This is a genomic window from Streptomyces sp. NPDC050636 (assembly GCF_040654775.1).
Lineage (GTDB): Bacteria > Actinomycetota > Actinomycetes > Streptomycetales > Streptomycetaceae > Streptomyces.
In genome coordinates this window covers 321,632-338,695 of the sequence record NZ_JBFAIP010000001.1, presented here as the reverse complement: position 1 = coordinate 338,695, position 17,064 = coordinate 321,632, and the positions used below count along the sequence as shown (strand labels likewise).

Sequence of the window (17,064 nt, the reverse complement as noted above, 5' to 3'; positions counted from 1 at the left end):
CCAGGGAACGGAGGAATAGCTAATGTCGCGTATTGGCAAGCTGCCCATCCAGGTTCCCGCTGGTGTGGACGTCACCATCGATGGCCGCACGGTGTCGGTGAAGGGCCCCAAGGGTTCCCTCTCGCACACTGTTGCCGCGCCCATCGAGGTCGCCAAGGGTGAGGACGGCGTCATCGCCGTCACCCGCCCGAACGACGAGCGTCAGAACAAGGCCCTGCACGGCCTGTCCCGCACGCTGGTGGCGAACATGATCACCGGCGTGACCCAGGGCTACAGCAAGGCTCTCGAGATCAGCGGTGTCGGTTACCGCGTCCAGGCGAAGGGCTCCAACCTGGAGTTCGCGCTGGGCTACAGCCACCCCATCCTGATCGAGGCCCCCGAGGGCATCACCTTCAAGGTCGAGTCCCCGACCAAGCTCAGCGTCGAGGGCATCGACAAGCAGAAGGTGGGCGAGGTTGCGGCCAACATCCGCAAGCTGCGCAAGCCTGACCCGTACAAGGCCAAGGGCGTCAAGTACGCCGGCGAGGTCATCCGCCGCAAGGTCGGAAAGGCTGGTAAGTAAGCCATGGCATACGGTGTGAAGATCGCCAAGGGCGACGCTTACAAGCGTGCCGCCGCGAAGCGGCGCCACATCCGCATCCGTAAGCGGATCTCGGGTACCGCGGAGCGTCCGCGTCTGGTCGTGACGCGGTCCAACCGCGGCATCACCGCTCAGGTCATCGACGACATCGCGGGCCACACGCTCGCGTCGGCGTCGACCCTGGACGCGTCGATCCGTGGTGGTGAAGGCGACAAGACCGCCCTCGCGAAGCAGGTCGGTTCCCTGGTCGCCGAGCGTGCCAAGGCCGCCGGCGTCGAGGCCGTCGTGTTCGACCGTGGTGGCAAGCAGTACGCAGGGCGGATTGCCGCTCTGGCCGACGCCGCCCGCGAAGCCGGGCTGAAGTTCTAAGCCCCGGTTCCGTAGCTAGCGGACGTAACAGAGAGAGGTAAATCCAATGGCTGGACCCCAGCGCCGCGGAAGCGGTGCCGGTGGCGGCGAGCGGCGGGACCGGAAGGGTCGCGACGGTGGCGCTGCCGCCGAGAAGACCGCGTACGTTGAGCGCGTTGTCGCGATCAACCGCGTCGCCAAGGTTGTCAAGGGTGGTCGCCGTTTCAGCTTCACCGCGCTGGTCGTGGTGGGCGACGGTGACGGCACCGTAGGTGTCGGTTACGGCAAGGCCAAGGAAGTTCCGGCTGCCATCGCCAAGGGCGTGGAAGAGGCCAAGAAGAACTTCTTCAAGGTCCCCCGTATCCAGGGCACCATCCCGCACCCCATCCAGGGCGAGAAGGCTGCGGGCGTTGTCCTGCTCAAGCCGGCTTCCCCCGGTACCGGTGTGATCGCCGGTGGTCCCGTGCGTGCCGTCCTGGAGTGCGCGGGCATCCACGACGTGCTGAGCAAGTCGCTCGGTTCGTCGAACCCGATCAACATCGTGCACGCCACGGTGACCGCGCTTCAGGGCCTTCAGCGCCCCGAGGAGATCGCGGCCCGTCGTGGCCTGCCGCTGGAGGACGTTGCTCCCGCCGCTCTGCTGCGGGCGCGTGCCGGGGTGACCGCGTAATGGCGCACCTCAAGATCACGCAGACGAAGTCCTACATCGGTAGCAAGCAGAACCACCGCGACACCCTTCGTTCGCTGGGCCTCAAGCGGCTCAACGACGTGGTTGTCAAGGAGGACCGCCCCGAGTTCCGCGGCATGGTGCACACCGTCCGCCACCTCGTGACGGTTGAGGAGGTCGACTGACATGGCGGAGAACAACCCGCTGAAGGTCCACAACCTCCGTCCTGCCCCGGGCGCCAAGACCGCCAAGACCCGTGTCGGTCGTGGTGAGGCGTCCAAGGGTAAGACCGCTGGTCGTGGTACCAAGGGCACCAAGGCCCGTTACCAGGTTCCGGAGCGCTTCGAGGGCGGGCAGATGCCCCTCCACATGCGCCTCCCGAAGCTGAAGGGCTTCAAGAACCCCGCCCACAAGCAGTTCCAGGTCGTGAACCTGGCCAAGCTGGCCGAGCTCTACCCGCAGGGTGGCGAGGTCACGGTGGCCGATCTGGTTGCCAAGGGCGCGGTGCGCAAGAACGAGCTCGTCAAGGTCCTGGGCCAGGGCGAGGTCTCCGTGGCGCTGCAGGTTTCGGTTGACGCCGTTTCCGGCTCCGCCAAGGAGAAGATCGCCGCTGCCGGCGGCACCGTCACCGAGCTCATCTGAGTTCGTTGGTTCAACTGACCGGGGATGCCCATTGATTGGGGCATCCCCGGTTGGTCGTTCCAAGGGGGTACGGTCGCCGGTAAGGTGGCCTGCACTGTTGTTTTTTCCGGGCTTGCCCCGGACTCGCGCCGCACGGGCAGATTCTGTGCGGTGTTTGGCCACTAAGTATTCGTCGATCCTCAAGACCGTCACCTCTCGCCTGAGGCGGGAGGCGCAGGAGGCACCGTGCTCACCGCGTTCGCCCGAGCGTTCAAGACGCCCGACCTGCGCAAGAAGCTGCTGTTCACATTGGGCATCATCGTGCTCTACCGGATCGGAGCACAGATCCCGGTCCCCGGGGTGAACTACGCGAACGTCCAGACCTGTATGAAACAGGCTGGCGGCAACAGCGGGTTGTTCGCCCTGGTGAACATGTTCAGCGGTGGTGCGCTGCTCCAGATCACGATCTTCGCGCTGGGGATCATGCCGTACATCACGGCGAGCATCATCCTCCAGCTGCTGACCGTGGTGATTCCGCGGCTGGAGGCCCTCAAGAAGGAGGGGCAGTCCGGCCAGGCGAAGATTACCCAGTACACCCGCTATCTGACCGTGGCGCTCGCCATTCTGCAGGGCACCGGCCTGGTGGCCACCGCCCGTAGCGGTGCGCTCTTCCAGAACTGTCAGGTTGCCAGGGAGATCGTGCCCAACGACTCGATCTTCACCACCATCACGATGGTCATCACGATGACCGCCGGTACGGCCCTGATCATGTGGCTTGGCGAGATGGTGACCGACCGCGGTATCGGCAACGGCATGTCGATGCTGATGTTCATCTCGATCGCCGCCGGTTTCCCGGGCGCGCTGTGGCAGATCAAGCTCACCGGCAAGCTGGCCGACGGCTGGATCGAGTTCTTCGCGGTCATCGCGGTGGGTCTGGCGATGGTCGCCCTGGTGGTCTTCGTCGAGCAGGCTCAGCGGCGCATTCCGGTGCAGTACGCGAAGCGGATGATCGGCCGCCGGTCGTATGGCGGTACGTCCACGTACATCCCGCTCAAGGTGAATCAGGCGGGTGTGATTCCCGTCATCTTCGCGTCATCACTGCTCTACATTCCAGCCCTCATCGCACAGTTCAGCGGGTCGAAAGCGGAATGGGCGAACTGGATCGCCACCAACTTCACCAAGGGGAATCACCCAGTTTACATCGTTACGTACTTCCTGCTGATCGTCTTCTTCGCCTTTTTCTACGTCGCCATCTCCTTCAACCCCGAAGAAGTTGCCGACAACATGAAGAAGTATGGTGGCTTCATCCCGGGTATCCGGGCTGGTCGCCCGACGGCCGAGTACCTCAGCTACGTGCTCAACCGGATCACGTGGCCGGGCTCGCTGTATCTGGGGCTGATCGCGCTCGTACCAACAGTGGCGTTGGTGCTTTTCAATGCGAACCAGAACTTCCCGTTCGGCGGGACGAGCATCCTGATCATCGTGGGTGTGGGTCTGGAGACCGTGAAGCAGATCGAGAGCCAGCTCCAGCAGCGCAACTACGAAGGGTTCCTCCGCTGATGCGAATCGTCCTCGTCGGACCTCCGGGGGCCGGCAAGGGTACGCAGGCTGCGTACCTTGCCCAGAACCTGGAGATCCCGCACATCTCCACGGGCGACCTCTTCCGCGCCAACATCAGTCAGGGCACGCCCCTGGGTGTGCAGGCCAAGTCCTACATGGACGCCGGAAACCTGGTGCCGGACGAGGTCACGATCGGCATGGCCGAGGACCGTCTGGAGCAGCCGGACGCGACCGGTGGCTTCCTGCTGGACGGGTTCCCGCGGAACCTGAAGCAGGCCGAGGCGCTGGACGTCTACCTCAAGGCCAAGGGCATCGTGCTGGACGCCGTGCTCGACCTGGAGGTCCCCGAGGACGAGGTCGTCAAGCGGATCGCCGGCCGGCGGATCTGCCGCAGCAACTCGGCGCATGTCTTCCACGTCGAGTACAAGAAGCCGGCCGCCGAGGGCGTCTGCGACACCTGCGGTGGCGAGCTCTACCAGCGTGACGACGACCACGAGGACACGGTGCGCAAGCGCCTGGAGGTCTACCACTCGGAGACCGAGCCGATCATCGACTACTACAAGGCCCAGGATCTGGTCGTCACGATCCCGGCCCTCGGCAAGGTCGAAGAGGTCACCCAGCGGGCGATGAACGCGCTGGGTCGCGGCGAGAGCTAACCGCGACGAGTTCCACTCAGTACGGCCGCGGTGCCCGGAAGGGCATCGCGGCCGTACTGTTGAAAGCCACAGTAAGCAGAATCACCGAAGGTGGAAGGCGCCGCAATGGTCGAGATCAAGACCCCTGAGCAGATCGCCAAGATGCGCGAGGCGGGGCTGGTGGTCGCCGCCATCCACGCGGCGACCCGCGAGGCCGCGGTGCCGGGCGCCTCGACCAAGGATCTGGACGACGTGGCACGCAAGGTGCTGGCCGAGCACGGCGCGAAGTCGAACTTCCTCGGCTACGGCGGATTTCCCGCGACGATCTGCACCTCGGTGAACGACGTCGTGGTGCATGGCATCCCCGACGCGGACACGATCCTTCAGGACGGTGACCTGATCTCCGTCGACTGCGGCGCGATCATCGACGGCTGGCACGGCGACGCGGCGTACACCGCCCTCATCGGGTCCGGTCACTCTGCGGAGGTGACCGAGCTCAACCGGGTCACCGAGGAGTCCCTGTGGGCGGGCATCGCGGCCGTCGCGAAGGGCAACCGCCTGGTGGACGTCTCCAAGGCGATCGAGGGCTTCATCCGGCGGCAGCCGCGGCCGTCCAGCGGCAAGTACGGCATCGTCGAGGAGTACGGCGGCCATGGCATCGGCTCGCAGATGCACATGGAGCCGCATGTGCTGAACTACGTCGAGCGCAGGCGGGGACGTGGGCCCAAGCTGGTGCCCGGATTCTGCATCGCGATCGAGCCGATGATCAATCTCGGTACGCACAAGACGCACGTCCTCGACGACGAGTGGACGGTCAAGACCAACGACGGCAGCTGGTCCTCGCACTGGGAGCACTCGGTCGCGGTGACCGAGGACGGCCCGCTGGTGCTGACCGCGCCGGACGGCGGTAAGGCGAGGCTCGCGCAGCTGGGGATCACCGCCGCGCCGGACCCCCTGGCGTAAGGATCACTCCGGGTGGGCAATACTCCTGGATTCGTCTTTTCCTGGGCGCTGGCGTAGACTGACGCGTCGGCTCTCGTGCATCCGTATGCCTGCAAGTCGGGCGGCATTCTCTGAATGTCACGACGCACGGAGCTGATCAAGGTAGCCGATTCGAAGGGCGAAGCGTGGCCAAGAAGCAAGGTGCCATCGAAATCGAGGGCACCGTGATCGAGTCCCTCCCGAACGCCATGTTCAAGGTGGAGCTCCAGAACGGTCACAAGGTCCTCGCGCACATCAGCGGCAAGATGCGGATGCACTACATCCGTATTCTCCCGGATGACCGGGTCGTGGTGGAGCTTTCCCCGTACGACCTGACGCGTGGCCGGATCGTCTACCGCTACAAGTAGATCTTGTCGGCGCCCCGCTCCCGTGGGGTGACGGCACTGACCCGGAGAACCTCACATCCCATGAAGGTCAAGCCGAGCGTCAAGAAGATCTGCGACAAGTGCAAGGTGATCCGCCGTCACGGCCGGGTCATGGTCATCTGCGACAACCTGCGCCACAAGCAGCGCCAGGGCTGACGCACGCCGACCACCTGCAACTTCGCAGTTCGCGCGACGCAAGCAAATACGTACATACGCAGTCACCCGACCCCCGCATCTCTCGCGTGGGGACGACACCCCCGGCTCGGAGGCCGGGGACCCGGCTCGTAATTCTTCAGAGTCTTACGGGAACGGTGCTGCGGAAGACCTCCGAATAGCCATCAGGAGCCACATCAATGGCACGCCTCGCAGGCGTTGATCTCCCGCGCGAAAAGCGTGTGGAGGTCGCCCTCACCTACGTCTTCGGTATCGGGCGGACGCTGTCTCAGCAGACCCTCGCCGCCACCGGCGTGAACCCGGACACCCGGGTCCGCGACCTGGCCGAGGAAGACCTCGTCAAGATCCGCGAGTACGTCGACAACAACCTCAAGACCGAGGGTGACCTCCGTCGCGAGATCCAGGCCGACATCCGCCGCAAGGTAGAGATCGGCTGCTACCAGGGTCTGCGTCACCGTCGCGGTCTGCCGGTGCACGGTCAGCGCACCAGCACGAACGCCCGTACCCGCAAGGGTCCGCGTCGCGCGATCGCCGGCAAGAAGAAGCCGGGCAAGAAGTAGTCCTCAGCAGGACGCTCATCAGCGGTCTTCGCTGTAGGACCGACCACCTCCACGGGAGAAATTCATGCCTCCGAAGGGCCGTACGGCCGGCGCCAAGAAGGTGCGCCGCAAGGAGAAGAAGAACGTTGCCCACGGGCACGCTCACATCAAGAGCACGTTCAACAACACCATCGTTTCGATCACCGACCCCACGGGCAACGTGATCTCTTGGGCCTCTGCCGGCCACGTCGGCTTCAAGGGCTCGCGCAAGTCCACCCCCTTCGCCGCGCAGATGGCCGCCGAGTCGGCCGCCCGCCGCGCGCAGGAGCACGGCATGCGCAAGGTCGACGTCTTCGTCAAGGGTCCCGGCTCCGGCCGTGAGACCGCGATCCGCTCCCTCCAGGCCACCGGCCTTGAGGTGGGTTCGATCCAGGACGTCACCCCGACCCCGCACAACGGATGCCGCCCGCCCAAGCGCCGCCGCGTCTGACCAGCTGCTGAAGTAGGAGACAACACAACATGGCGCGTTACACCGGGGCCGACTGCAAGCGTTGCCGTCGGGAGAAGCAGAAGCTGTTCCTTAAGGGCAGCAAGTGTGAGAGCGCAAAGTGCCCGATCGAGATTCGTCCTTACCCCCCGGGTGAGCACGGACGCGGGCGCACCAAGGACAGCGAGTACCTGCTCCAGCTTCGTGAGAAGCAGAAGTGCAGCCGTATCTACGGTGTCCTTGAGAAGCAGTTCGTGAACTACTACAAGGAAGCGAACCAGAAGACCGGCAAGACCGGTGAGAACCTTCTGCGCATCCTTGAGACTCGTCTCGACAACGTGGTCTACCGGGCCGGCTTCGCCAAGTCCCGCGACCACGCCCGTCAGCTGGTCCGTCACGGACACGTCACTGTGAACGGCCGCAAGAACGACATTCCGTCGGCTCGTGTGGCTGTGAACGACATCATCGAGATCCGTGCGGCCTCCAAGAACCTGACCCCCTTCCAGGTGGCTCAGGCGGAGGCCGGCGAGAAGACCGTTCCGGCCTGGCTGGAAGCGATCCCCTCGAACCTCCGGATCCTCGTGCACAGCATGCCCGAGCGCCAGGTGATCGACACCCAGGTGCAGGAGCAGCTGATCGTTGAGCTCTACTCCAAGTAAGAGCTGAGCAAGAGCTGACGAGTGTGGGCGGTACGGGGCCTCTGGCGCCGTACCGCCCGTACCCTTGTCAGTACAGCGGGCGTCAAATAGCGGGCGTCCACGACTGAAGGATCAAACACCATGCTGATCGCTCAGCGTCCCTCTCTGACCGAAGAGGTCGTCGACGAATACCGCTCCCGGTTCGTGATCGAGCCGCTGGAGCCGGGCTTCGGCTACACCCTCGGCAACTCTCTGCGTCGTACGCTCCTCTCCTCGATCCCGGGTGCGGCGGTCACGTCCATCCGTATCGACGGTGTCCTGCACGAGTTCACCACCGTGCCGGGCGTCAAGGAGGACGTCACCGACCTCATCCTCAACATCAAGCAGCTGGTCGTCTCCTCGGAGCACGACGAGCCGGTCGTGATGTACCTGCGCAAGCAGGGTCCCGGCCTGGTCACCGCTGCTGACATCGCGCCGCCGGCCGGTGTCGAGGTGCACAACCCGGACCTGGTCCTCGCCACGCTCAACGGCAAGGGCAAGCTGGAGATGGAGCTGACCGTCGAGCGCGGTCGCGGCTATGTCTCCGCCGTCCAGAACAAGCAGGTGGGCCAGGAGATCGGCCGTATCCCGGTCGACTCCATCTACTCGCCGGTGCTCAAGGTCACGTACAAGGTCGAGGCGACCCGTGTCGAGCAGCGCACCGACTTCGACAAGCTGATCGTCGACGTCGAGACCAAGCAGGCCATGCGTCCGCGTGACGCTATGGCGTCGGCCGGTAAGACCCTGGTCGAGCTGTTCGGTCTGGCGCGTGAGCTCAACATCGACGCCGAGGGCATCGACATGGGCCCGTCGCCCACGGACGCCGCCCTGGCCGCCGACCTGGCGCTGCCGATCGAGGAGCTGGAGCTCACCGTTCGGTCGTACAACTGCCTCAAGCGCGAGGGCATCCACTCGGTGGGCGAGCTGGTGGCCCGCTCTGAGGCGGACCTGCTCGACATCCGTAACTTCGGTGCGAAGTCGATCGACGAGGTCAAGGCGAAGCTGGCCGGCATGGGCCTGGCCCTCAAGGACAGCCCGCCCGGATTCGACCCGACCGCCGCCGCCGACGCCTTTGGCGCCGACGACGACGCGGACGCCGGTTTCGTGGAGACCGAGCAGTACTGAGCTGCGGCTCGTGTCTCCGGCTGGGGGTCCGGGGGTCGTCCCCCGGATGCACGCAGCGTGGAGACCGAGCAGTACTGAGCTTGTCCGGCTGGGGTCCGGGAGCGATTCCCGGGCCCCAGCCGTGCTGACCACCGGCTTGGGTTTCCGGCTGGGGGCCGGGGGTTATCCCCCGGAGAATGCAGTGATCTTCCGCGGGGCGGCCGCCTCGTGGGAACTGACACCGGTACCTGATACGGCCGGTGCAGCGATGAAGGAGAAACACCATGCCGAAGCCCGCCAAGGGTGCCCGTATGGGCGGCAGCGCAGCGCACGAGCGTCTGATGCTGCGCAACCTGGCCACCTCGCTCTTCGAGCACGGCCGCATCACGACGACCGAGGCCAAGGCCCGTCGTCTGCGTCCGTACGCGGAGCGCCTGGTGACCAAGGCGAAGAAGGGCGACCTTCACAACCGCCGTCAGGTCATGCAGCTGATCTCCGACAAGAGCGTCGTCCACACGCTCTTCACCGAGATCGCTCCGCGGTTCGAGAACCGCCCGGGTGGCTACACCCGTATCACCAAGATCGGTAACCGTCGTGGCGACAACGCTCCCATGGCTGTCATCGAGCTGGTGGAGGCGCTGACCGTGGCCCAGGAGGCCACCGGTGAGGCCGAGGCCGCCACCAAGCGTGCGGTCAAGGAAGACGCGCTGAAGAAGGACGAGGCCGTTGAGGCCGAGGCCACCGAGGCGCCGGCCGAGGAGTCGAAGGACGCCTGATTTCAGGTGCTCCGCAGGCTTTCTGCTGCGTGAACGGGTCCGTTCCCCTCGGGGAGCGGACCCGTTCCGTTTGTTTGCTTTGAGAGGATCAGCGCGTGAGCGATGAGGTGGAGCCCGGGTACGTACGGGTGCGGCTGGATCTTTCCTATGACGGGAAGGATTTCTCGGGCTGGGCCAAGCAGCGTGAACGGCGCACTGTCCAGGCCGAGTTGGAGAACGCGCTGCGGACGGTGACCCGGTCGGACGAGACGTATGAGCTCACCGTCGCGGGACGGACGGACGCCGGGGTGCACGCCCGGGGCCAGGTGGCGCATGTGGACCTGCCGGAGGCGGTGTGGACCGAGCACGCGGACAGGCTGCTGCGGCGGCTGGCCGGGCGGCTGCCGAAGGACGTGCGGGTGTGGCGGGTCACGGAGGCGCCGTACGGCTTCAACGCGCGGTTCTCGGCGATCTGGCGGCGGTACGCGTACCGGGTGACGGATCACCCCGGTGGCGTGGACCCGCTGCTGCGCGGCCATGTGCTGTGGCACGACTGGGAGCTGGACGTCGAGGCGATGAACGCGGCCTCGCGGGCGCTGCTGGGGGAGCATGACTTCGCGGCGTACTGCAAGCGGCGGGAGGGTGCGACGACGATCCGTACGCTGCAGGAGCTGAGCTGGGAGCGAGCCCCCGAAGGGGAACCAGGGGCCGGGATCATCACCGCGACCGTGAAGGCGGATGCGTTCTGCCACAACATGGTGCGGTCGCTGGTGGGCGCGATGCTGTTCATCGGGGACGGGCACCGGCCGGTGGAGTGGGCCGGAAAGGTGCTGGCGGCCGGTGTGCGGGACTCGGCGGTGCATGTGGTGCGGCCGCACGGGCTGACGCTGGAGGAAGTCGGCTATCCGGCCGATGACCTGCTGATGGCGCGCAACCGGGAGGCCCGTAACAAGCGCACTCTGCCGGGCGCCGGCTGCTGCTGAGGCGGTGGCTCCGGACGCCCGGCCGCGGTGGCGCCGCCTGGAGGGGCGGCGCCCGTACGGCTCAGCGGCAGGCGCTCAGGACTGCGGCTGCTGGGTCTGGGCCGCGGCGGCCTTCGCTGCCTGGTCCTTGCCGCGCTGGTTGATGCGGTTGAAGGCGTAGAAGCCGCCGTCCCGGCCGATCTGCCCCGCCTTGGACTTGGTGCTCTCGACGCGCTTGCCGTCGTCGTTACCGGCGATCGTGAAGTAGGCGTAGCGGCCGGCGGCATTGGCGGTGGTCACGCACCCCGTGCCGACGCAGAAGGTCGCGGGGACGCCGCCGCCGGAGAGCGGGGTGAGGTTGCCCTTGTACTGGTCGCGGACCTTGGCGGCCTTGGCCGGGGAGTCGAAGACGGCGATACCGACGGTGACCGAGACGCCGCCCTTGGAGTACGTGGCGCGCAGCAGCTGCGAGCAGCCGTTGTGGGAGAGCAGGGAGCCGAGGGCGCCCTGGGCGGCGGCCGTGCAGTCCTTGGTGGCGGACGTGTTGGTGCGCGGGTAGGCGCGCTCGCCGATGACCATGCTCTTGTCGGGGAAGAGCGTGGCGGGGGTGAGCGGCGCCTTGTCCTTCTTGGGGTCGGAGATGTAGTCCTGCGGGTTCGGCGGGGGCGGCACCGAGACGTCGGGGAACGACGGCTTGTCGTCCGGCGCCTGGGTCGCGTCGGGCGCGGTGGGCGATGCGGTGGCAGTGCCGCCCCCTGAGCCGCTGCCGCTGGTGACCACGGCTGCGGTGACGATGCCGGCCACCGCGACCGCGGCGAGTGCGCCGCCGCCGATCAACATCCAGCGTTTGCGGCGGGAAGCCGCTTCGCTCTCCTGCGCCAGCGCGTCCCAGTCAGGGGTCCCAGATCCCCCGGGGCCGTCGAACGGCCCACCTTGCCCAAAGCTCATGCCGCGCATCCTAACGACCCACGGGGGAGGCGGAAGCGGCTGTCCGGTGGCTTGTTCGTAAACCGATTGGTGGAATACGCGGCGTGCCGTGACAATCCAGCCCATGGGACATCTTGAGGCCGGACATCTGGAGTACTACCTGCCGGACGGGAGGGTCCTGCTGGGAGATGTGTCCTTCCGGGTGGGGGAGGGAGCCTCGGTCGCGTTGGTGGGAGCCAACGGCGCGGGGAAGACGACACTGCTGCGGCTGATCGCGGGGGAGCTCCAGCCGCACGGCGGGGCGGTGACGGTCAGCGGGGGCCTGGGCGTGATGCCGCAGTTCGTCGGCTCCGTACGGGATGAGCGGACGGTGCGTGACCTGCTGGTCTCCGTCGCGCAGCCACGGATCCGGGAGACGGCCGCGGCGGTGGACGCCGCCGAGCTGGCGGTCATGACGGCCGCTGATGACGATGAAGCCGCGCAGATGGCGTACGCGCAGGCGCTCAGCGACTGGGCCGAGGCGCGCGGGTACGAGGCCGAGACGGTCTGGGACATGTGCACCATGGCGGCGCTGGGGATGCCGTACGAGAAGGCGCAGTGGCGGCTGGCGCGCACACTCTCCGGCGGTGAGCAGAAGCGTCTGGTGCTGGAGTCGCTGCTGCGGGGCACGGACGAGGTGCTGCTGCTGGACGAGCCGGACAACTATCTCGACGTCCCGGGGAAGCGGTGGCTGGAGCAGCAGCTGCGGGAGACCCGCAAGACGGTGCTGTTCGTCTCGCACGACCGGGAGCTGCTGGCCCGCTCCGCGGAGAAGATCGTCAGTGTCGAGCCGGGGCCGGCGGGCTCCGACGTATGGGTGCACGGCGGTGGCTTCGATACGTACCACGAGGCGCGCAAGGAGCGCTTCGCGCGCTTCGAGGAGCTGCGGCGGCGCTGGGACGAGAAGCACGCCCAGCTCAAGAAGCTGGTGCTGTCGCTGCGGCAGGCGGCGTCGATCAGCCATGAGCTGGCCTCTCGCTATGCCGCGGCGCAGACCCGGCTGCGGAAGTTCGAGGAGGCCGGCCCGCCGCCGGAGCCGCCGCGCGAGCAGGACATCACGATGCGGCTGCATGGAGGGCGGACCGGTGTCAGGGCGGTGACCTGCGAGGATCTGGAGCTCACCGGCCTGATGAAGCCCTTCTCGCTGGAGATCTTCTACGGCGAGCGGGTCGCGGTCCTCGGTTCCAACGGCTCCGGCAAGTCGCACTTCCTTCGCCTGCTGGCCGGGGACGGGGAGAACCCCGTGCCGCACACCGGCACCTGGAAGCTGGGCGCGCGCGTCGTCCCCGGCCACTTTGCGCAGACCCATGCCCACCCCGAGCTGATGGGCCGCACTCTGCTCGACATCCTGTGGACCGAGCACGCCAAGAACAAGGGCCAGGCGATGTCGGCGCTGCGCCGCTACGAGCTGGAGAAACAGGCCGAGCAGCGCTTCGAGAGGCTCTCCGGCGGCCAGCAGGCCCGCTTCCAGATCCTGCTGCTGGAGCTGTCCGGTTCCACGGCCCTGCTGCTGGACGAGCCGACCGACAACTTGGACCTGGAGTCGGCGGAGGCGTTGCAGGAGGGGCTGGAGGCGTATCAGGGGACGGTTGTGGCGGTGACGCACGACCGGTGGTTTGCGCGGTCGTTCGATCGGTACCTGGTGTTCGGGTCGGATGGACGGGTGCGGGAGACGCCGGAGCCCGTCTGGGATGAGCGGCGGGTGGAGCGGGAGCGGTAGGCGGGGCGGCCCTCGGCCCGGGGCCGACGGACGGAGTCCGGCGCAGCCTCCCGAAGCCCGGGAGGCCCGCCAGGGCCGAGCGGTGCGAGGGGGGCGTTGGGAATTGGGAGCGGGAGCGGTAGGCGGGGCGCTGTCCCTGGGGGGAGTCGGGCCGGGGTCGTACGCCGGTTCGGGAGGCGTTTTGACCCCGCCGGGGCCGGACCGGTATTCTGCCAGTTCGTTATGCGTATTGGCTTGCTCTATCTCACGTGAGGGGCCCTTACGCCGGTCCACCGGGCCGATGACCAGCGGCAGACGATCGGGTTGCGTCACCCGTAGTGCTGCCAGTGCTGGTGTGATCGACCGTGGTGACCAGTACAGGACCCATTCACAAGACAGCGAAGGCTAAGACGTGCGTACGTTCAGCCCCAAGCCCGGCGATGTCCAGCGCCAGTGGCACATCATTGACGCGCAGGACGTTGTCCTGGGCCGTCTGGCCTCTCAGGCCGCGTCCCTCCTGCGGGGCAAGCACAAGCCGGTTTACGCCCCTCACGTTGACACGGGTGACTTCGTCATCATCGTCAACGCCGACAAGGTGCACCTGTCCGGCAACAAGCGCACCCAGAAGATGGCCTACCGCCACTCCGGCTTCCCGGGTGGTCTGCGCTCCGTCCGTTACGACGAGCTGCTCGACAAGAACCCCGAGAAGGCCGTCGAGAAGGCCATCAAGGGCATGCTCCCCAAGAACACCCTGGGCCGTCAGATGCTCTCGAAGCTGAAGGTCTACGCGGGTGCCGAGCACCCGCACGCTGCTCAGCAGCCGGTCCCGTTCGAGATCACCCAGGTCGCGCAGTAAGTCCGGCCACACCCCCTAAGACGAAAAGAATCTGAGGAGCATCGTGGCCGAGACCACTCCCGAGACCCCCGTCATCGAAGACGAGACGTCCGTCGAGGAATACACCACCGAGACCGAGGTTCCGCTGGAGGGCGAGTACACCTCCGAGTCCCTCGCGTCCCGCTTCGGCGAGCCGCAGCCGGCGGCCGGCCTGGGCCGCCGCAAGAACGCCATCGCCCGCGTCCGGATCGTTCCGGGCACCGGCCAGTGGAAGATCAACGGTCGCACCCTTGAGGGCTACTTCCCCAACAAGGTGCACCAGCAGGAAGTCAACGAGCCCTTCAAGGTGCTCGAGCTCGACAACCGCTACGACGTCATCGCCCGCATCTCCGGCGGCGGCATCTCCGGCCAGGCCGGTGCGCTGCGTCTGGGTGTTGCCCGTGCGCTGAACGAGGCGGACGTGGACAACAACCGCGGCGCGCTGAAGAAGGCCGGGTTCCTCAAGCGTGACGACCGTGCGGTCGAGCGCAAGAAGGCCGGTCTCAAGAAGGCCCGTAAGGCGCCGCAGTACAGCAAGCGCTAATCCCGCGCGCTGCACTCTGCAGCTCTTGGCGAACGCCCCGGTGGCACGTTCCGTGCTGCCGGGGCGTTCGGCTATCCAGGACCAGGGGCGTATACCTGGACTTAAATCTCTGGTCCAAGCTCATCTACTCGGAGGACACCAGTGGGACGACTCTTCGGCACGGACGGTGTGCGCGGTGTCGCCAATGCGGATCTGACGGCGGAGCTCGCGCTCGGTCTGTCGGTCGCGGCGGCACACGTGCTGGCCGAGGCAGGCACGTTTGAAGGCCATCGTCCGGTCGCGGTGGTCGGCCGTGATCCACGTGCGTCAGGGGAGTTCCTGGAAGCCGCGGTCGTCGCGGGGCTGGCCAGTGCGGGTGTGGACGTACTGCGGGTGGGCGTACTGCCGACCCCCGCGGTCGCGTATCTGACCGGCGCGCTCGGCGCCGACCTCGGCGTGATGCTCTCCGCCAGCCACAACCCGATGCCCGACAACGGCATCAAGTTCTTCGCCCGCGGCGGCCACAAGCTCGCCGACGAGCTGGAGGACCGGATCGAGCAGACCTACCGGTCCCACAGCTCCGGCGAGCCGTGGGAGCGGCCGACCGGCGACGGCGTGGGCCGGGTCACCGTCTACGACGAGGGCTTCGACAACTACGTCGCCCATCTGGTCGGTGTGCTGCCCAACCGCCTTGACGGGCTGAAGATCGTCATCGATGGTGCGCACGGCGCGGCGTCGCGGGTCTCGCCCGAGGCGTTCGCCCGGGCCGGCGCCGACATCATCACCATCGGCACCGAACCCGACGGCCTCAACATCAACGACGGCTGCGGCTCCACCCATCTGCGGCTGCTGCGCGAGGCCGTCGTCGAGCACGGCGCCGACCTGGGTGTCGCGCACGACGGTGACGCGGACCGCTGCCTGGCCGTGGACCGCGACGGCAACGAGATCGACGGCGACCAGATCCTGGCCGTCCTCGCCCTCGGTATGCGTGAGGCCGGTGCGCTGCGCAAGAACACCGTCGTCGCCACCGTCATGTCCAACCTGGGCTTCAAGCTGGCCATGGAGCGCGAGGGCATCGAGTTCGTCGAGACCGCGGTCGGCGACCGCTATGTCCTGGAGGAGATGAAGGCGCACGGCTTCGCGCTGGGCGGCGAGCAGTCCGGGCACGTCATCGTGCTGGACCATGCCACGACCGGCGACGGCACGCTGACCGGTCTGATGCTGGCCGCCCGGGTCGCCGCGACCGGACGGTCCCTGGCCGACCTGGTGGGCGTCATGGAGCGGCTGCCGCAGGTCCTCATCAACGTCCCCGACGTCGACAAGTCGCGGGTCGCCAGCGCGCCCACGCTGACCGCTGCGGTCGCCGAGGCGGAGCAGGAGCTCGGCGCCACCGGCCGGGTGCTGCTCCGTCCGTCCGGCACCGAGCCGCTCGTACGGGTGATGGTCGAGGCCTCGGACATCGAGCAGGCGCGGGCGGTCGCCGAGCGGCTCGCGGATGCGGTGAAGTCCGCCCTGGGCTAAACCACCGGGAAGACGCCGTCGGGCGGGTGCGTGGCTGCGGCCACGCGCCCGCCCGTTCGCGTTCGGCCGTTACGCGCCCGCCCGTGCGCGCTGCCGGGCCCACAGGACCTTCTGGACGACCAGGGTGAGGACACCGGCGACGATGATCCCGACGAGGTTCAGCAGCAGCTGCTCCATGGAGCGCCAGGCCTGAACGTATTCCGTGTAGCCGAAGGCGACCGCGGCGTTGGCGGCGGCGGGGACGGTGGTCACGGAGATCGCCACGCCGACCAGGGCACCGGATTTCGCGGACGTCAGCGAGAGCACTCCGGCGATGCCGGCGAGGACGGCGACGACGAAGGAGAACGCGTCGGGCCGGTAGATGAAGTTGGTGTTCGGCCGCTTGGCCTGCAGCGCGTCGACGTGGAAGAGGCCGACCGCGTCCATGAAGAGGCTGAAGCCGACGGTCAGCGCCATCGCCACCGCGAAGCCGACGACCAGCGCCTGCGTGGAGCGCCAGGCCAGCCGGGGTGCGCGCTGCACCAGCGCCGTGCAGATGCCGGCCACCGGGCCGAACTCCGGCCCGACCGCCATCGCGCCCACGATCAGGATCGCGTTGTCGAGGACCACACCACAGGCCGCGATCATCGTTGCGACCGTCAGGAACGCCAGGAAGGTGACGGAGAGCGTGGACTCCTCGTGGGTGGCGTCGGTCAGCGACTCCCACAGCACCGCGTCGGCGCCCTCGCCGGGCGCGTCCTCCTCCGCCCGGTCGGCGCGCGCGGACAGCGACAGATCGATGTTCTCGACCGCGATCGACCCGTGCTTGTCCAGGCCCAGCGCACGCAGCCGGGTCAGCAGCCCGTCACCGGCCTCCCGGGCGACATCGCACAACACCACATCGCCCTGCGGATCGCGGGCGGCGCCGGCCATGACCGCCAGGTGGGTGGTGCCGACGGTGGTCTCCAGCAGGCGCAGAACGTCCTCCGTACGGTCCTCCGGGACGATCAGACGCAGATGCAGCAT

At 67.3% G+C, this 17,064-nt stretch carries 22 protein-coding genes; 20 read left to right on the top strand and 2 right to left on the bottom strand.

Annotation, left to right across the window (positions count from 1 at the left end):
- The first annotated feature begins 22 nt into the window (after positions 1-22).
- From rplF to truA, 16 genes are all read left to right on the top strand, one after another.
- Positions 23-562, top strand: a complete 540-nt coding sequence (rplF, locus tag AB0I10_RS01630) for a 50S ribosomal protein L6 (RefSeq protein ID WP_363150246.1) — start codon at positions 23-25, stop codon at positions 560-562.
- Between the two features lie 3 nt (positions 563-565).
- Positions 566-949: a 50S ribosomal protein L18 gene (gene rplR / locus AB0I10_RS01625; RefSeq protein ID WP_363150245.1), complete on the top strand. Its 384-nt coding sequence runs from the start codon at positions 566-568 to the stop codon at positions 947-949.
- A gap of 46 nt (positions 950-995) precedes the next feature.
- Positions 996-1,598, top strand: a complete 603-nt coding sequence (gene rpsE, locus AB0I10_RS01620) for a 30S ribosomal protein S5 (protein WP_006604888.1) — start codon at positions 996-998, stop codon at positions 1,596-1,598.
- Positions 1,598-1,780 (top strand): 50S ribosomal protein L30, encoded by a 183-nt coding sequence (rpmD, locus tag AB0I10_RS01615; protein ID WP_006604889.1) that lies wholly within the window; start codon positions 1,598-1,600, stop codon positions 1,778-1,780. The genes rpsE and rpmD overlap by 1 nt, the downstream gene beginning before the upstream one ends.
- 1 nt (position 1,781) lies before the next feature.
- Positions 1,782-2,237 (top strand): 50S ribosomal protein L15, encoded by a 456-nt coding sequence (gene rplO, locus AB0I10_RS01610; RefSeq protein ID WP_006604890.1) that lies wholly within the window; start codon positions 1,782-1,784, stop codon positions 2,235-2,237.
- 225 nt (positions 2,238-2,462) lie between these two features.
- A complete protein-coding gene (secY, locus tag AB0I10_RS01605) occupies positions 2,463-3,776 on the top strand; it encodes a preprotein translocase subunit SecY (RefSeq protein WP_363150244.1) in 1,314 nt (437 codons plus the stop codon).
- Positions 3,776-4,432 carry an adenylate kinase gene (locus AB0I10_RS01600; protein ID WP_363150243.1) on the top strand — a complete coding sequence of 219 codons (657 nt, stop codon included), beginning with the start codon at positions 3,776-3,778 and terminating at the stop codon, positions 4,430-4,432. The genes secY and AB0I10_RS01600 overlap by 1 nt, the downstream gene beginning before the upstream one ends.
- Positions 4,433-4,537: 105 nt before the next feature.
- On the top strand, positions 4,538-5,374 hold the full coding sequence (gene map / locus AB0I10_RS01595; RefSeq protein ID WP_363150242.1) for a type I methionyl aminopeptidase: 837 nt from the start codon (positions 4,538-4,540) through the stop codon (positions 5,372-5,374).
- A gap of 164 nt (positions 5,375-5,538) precedes the next feature.
- Positions 5,539-5,760: a translation initiation factor IF-1 gene (gene infA, locus AB0I10_RS01590; protein ID WP_003956442.1), complete on the top strand. Its 222-nt coding sequence runs from the start codon at positions 5,539-5,541 to the stop codon at positions 5,758-5,760.
- A 60-nt stretch (positions 5,761-5,820) separates the two neighbouring features.
- Positions 5,821-5,934: a 50S ribosomal protein L36 gene (rpmJ, locus tag AB0I10_RS01585; protein ID WP_003956441.1), complete on the top strand. Its 114-nt coding sequence runs from the start codon at positions 5,821-5,823 to the stop codon at positions 5,932-5,934.
- Between the two features lie 197 nt (positions 5,935-6,131).
- Positions 6,132-6,512, top strand: coding sequence for a 30S ribosomal protein S13 (gene rpsM / locus AB0I10_RS01580; RefSeq protein ID WP_006604894.1), 381 nt, complete (start codon positions 6,132-6,134; stop codon positions 6,510-6,512).
- Between the two features lie 64 nt (positions 6,513-6,576).
- Entirely contained in the window at positions 6,577-6,981 is a 405-nt protein-coding gene (gene rpsK, locus AB0I10_RS01575) for a 30S ribosomal protein S11 (RefSeq protein ID WP_004571845.1), read from the top strand.
- 29 nt (positions 6,982-7,010) lie between these two features.
- A complete protein-coding gene (gene rpsD, locus AB0I10_RS01570; RefSeq protein ID WP_363150241.1) occupies positions 7,011-7,637 on the top strand; it encodes a 30S ribosomal protein S4 in 627 nt (208 codons plus the stop codon).
- Positions 7,638-7,757: 120 nt separating this feature from the next.
- The gene (locus tag AB0I10_RS01565) at positions 7,758-8,780 is read left to right on the top strand and encodes a DNA-directed RNA polymerase subunit alpha (protein ID WP_003956430.1); all 1,023 of its coding nucleotides are present in this window, start codon (positions 7,758-7,760) and stop codon (positions 8,778-8,780) included.
- A gap of 263 nt (positions 8,781-9,043) precedes the next feature.
- The gene (rplQ, locus tag AB0I10_RS01560; RefSeq protein ID WP_363150240.1) at positions 9,044-9,535 is read left to right on the top strand and encodes a 50S ribosomal protein L17; all 492 of its coding nucleotides are present in this window, start codon (positions 9,044-9,046) and stop codon (positions 9,533-9,535) included.
- Positions 9,536-9,630: 95 nt separating this feature from the next.
- Positions 9,631-10,497: a tRNA pseudouridine(38-40) synthase TruA gene (gene truA / locus AB0I10_RS01555; RefSeq protein ID WP_363150239.1), complete on the top strand. Its 867-nt coding sequence runs from the start codon at positions 9,631-9,633 to the stop codon at positions 10,495-10,497.
- Between the two features lie 75 nt (positions 10,498-10,572).
- On the opposite strand, the gene AB0I10_RS01550 is transcribed toward truA, so the two are convergent.
- Positions 10,573-11,424, bottom strand: coding sequence for a hypothetical protein (locus tag AB0I10_RS01550; RefSeq protein ID WP_363150238.1), 852 nt, complete (start codon positions 11,422-11,424; stop codon positions 10,573-10,575).
- 103 nt (positions 11,425-11,527) lie between these two features.
- Between AB0I10_RS01550 and AB0I10_RS01545 the strand changes: the two genes are divergently transcribed.
- From AB0I10_RS01545 to glmM, 4 genes are all read left to right on the top strand, one after another.
- The gene (locus AB0I10_RS01545) at positions 11,528-13,162 is read left to right on the top strand and encodes an ATP-binding cassette domain-containing protein (RefSeq protein WP_363150237.1); all 1,635 of its coding nucleotides are present in this window, start codon (positions 11,528-11,530) and stop codon (positions 13,160-13,162) included.
- Between the two features lie 391 nt (positions 13,163-13,553).
- Positions 13,554-13,997, top strand: a complete 444-nt coding sequence (gene rplM, locus AB0I10_RS01540) for a 50S ribosomal protein L13 (protein ID WP_361318349.1) — start codon at positions 13,554-13,556, stop codon at positions 13,995-13,997.
- Positions 13,998-14,040: 43 nt separating this feature from the next.
- Positions 14,041-14,559 (top strand): 30S ribosomal protein S9, encoded by a 519-nt coding sequence (gene rpsI / locus AB0I10_RS01535; protein WP_363150236.1) that lies wholly within the window; start codon positions 14,041-14,043, stop codon positions 14,557-14,559.
- Positions 14,560-14,700: 141 nt separating this feature from the next.
- Positions 14,701-16,059 carry a phosphoglucosamine mutase gene (gene glmM, locus AB0I10_RS01530; RefSeq protein WP_363150235.1) on the top strand — a complete coding sequence of 453 codons (1,359 nt, stop codon included), beginning with the start codon at positions 14,701-14,703 and terminating at the stop codon, positions 16,057-16,059.
- A 69-nt stretch (positions 16,060-16,128) separates the two neighbouring features.
- Here the strand turns inward: glmM and AB0I10_RS01525 are convergent, their stop codons facing one another.
- A complete protein-coding gene (locus AB0I10_RS01525) occupies positions 16,129-17,064 on the bottom strand; it encodes a DUF389 domain-containing protein (RefSeq protein ID WP_363150234.1) in 936 nt (311 codons plus the stop codon).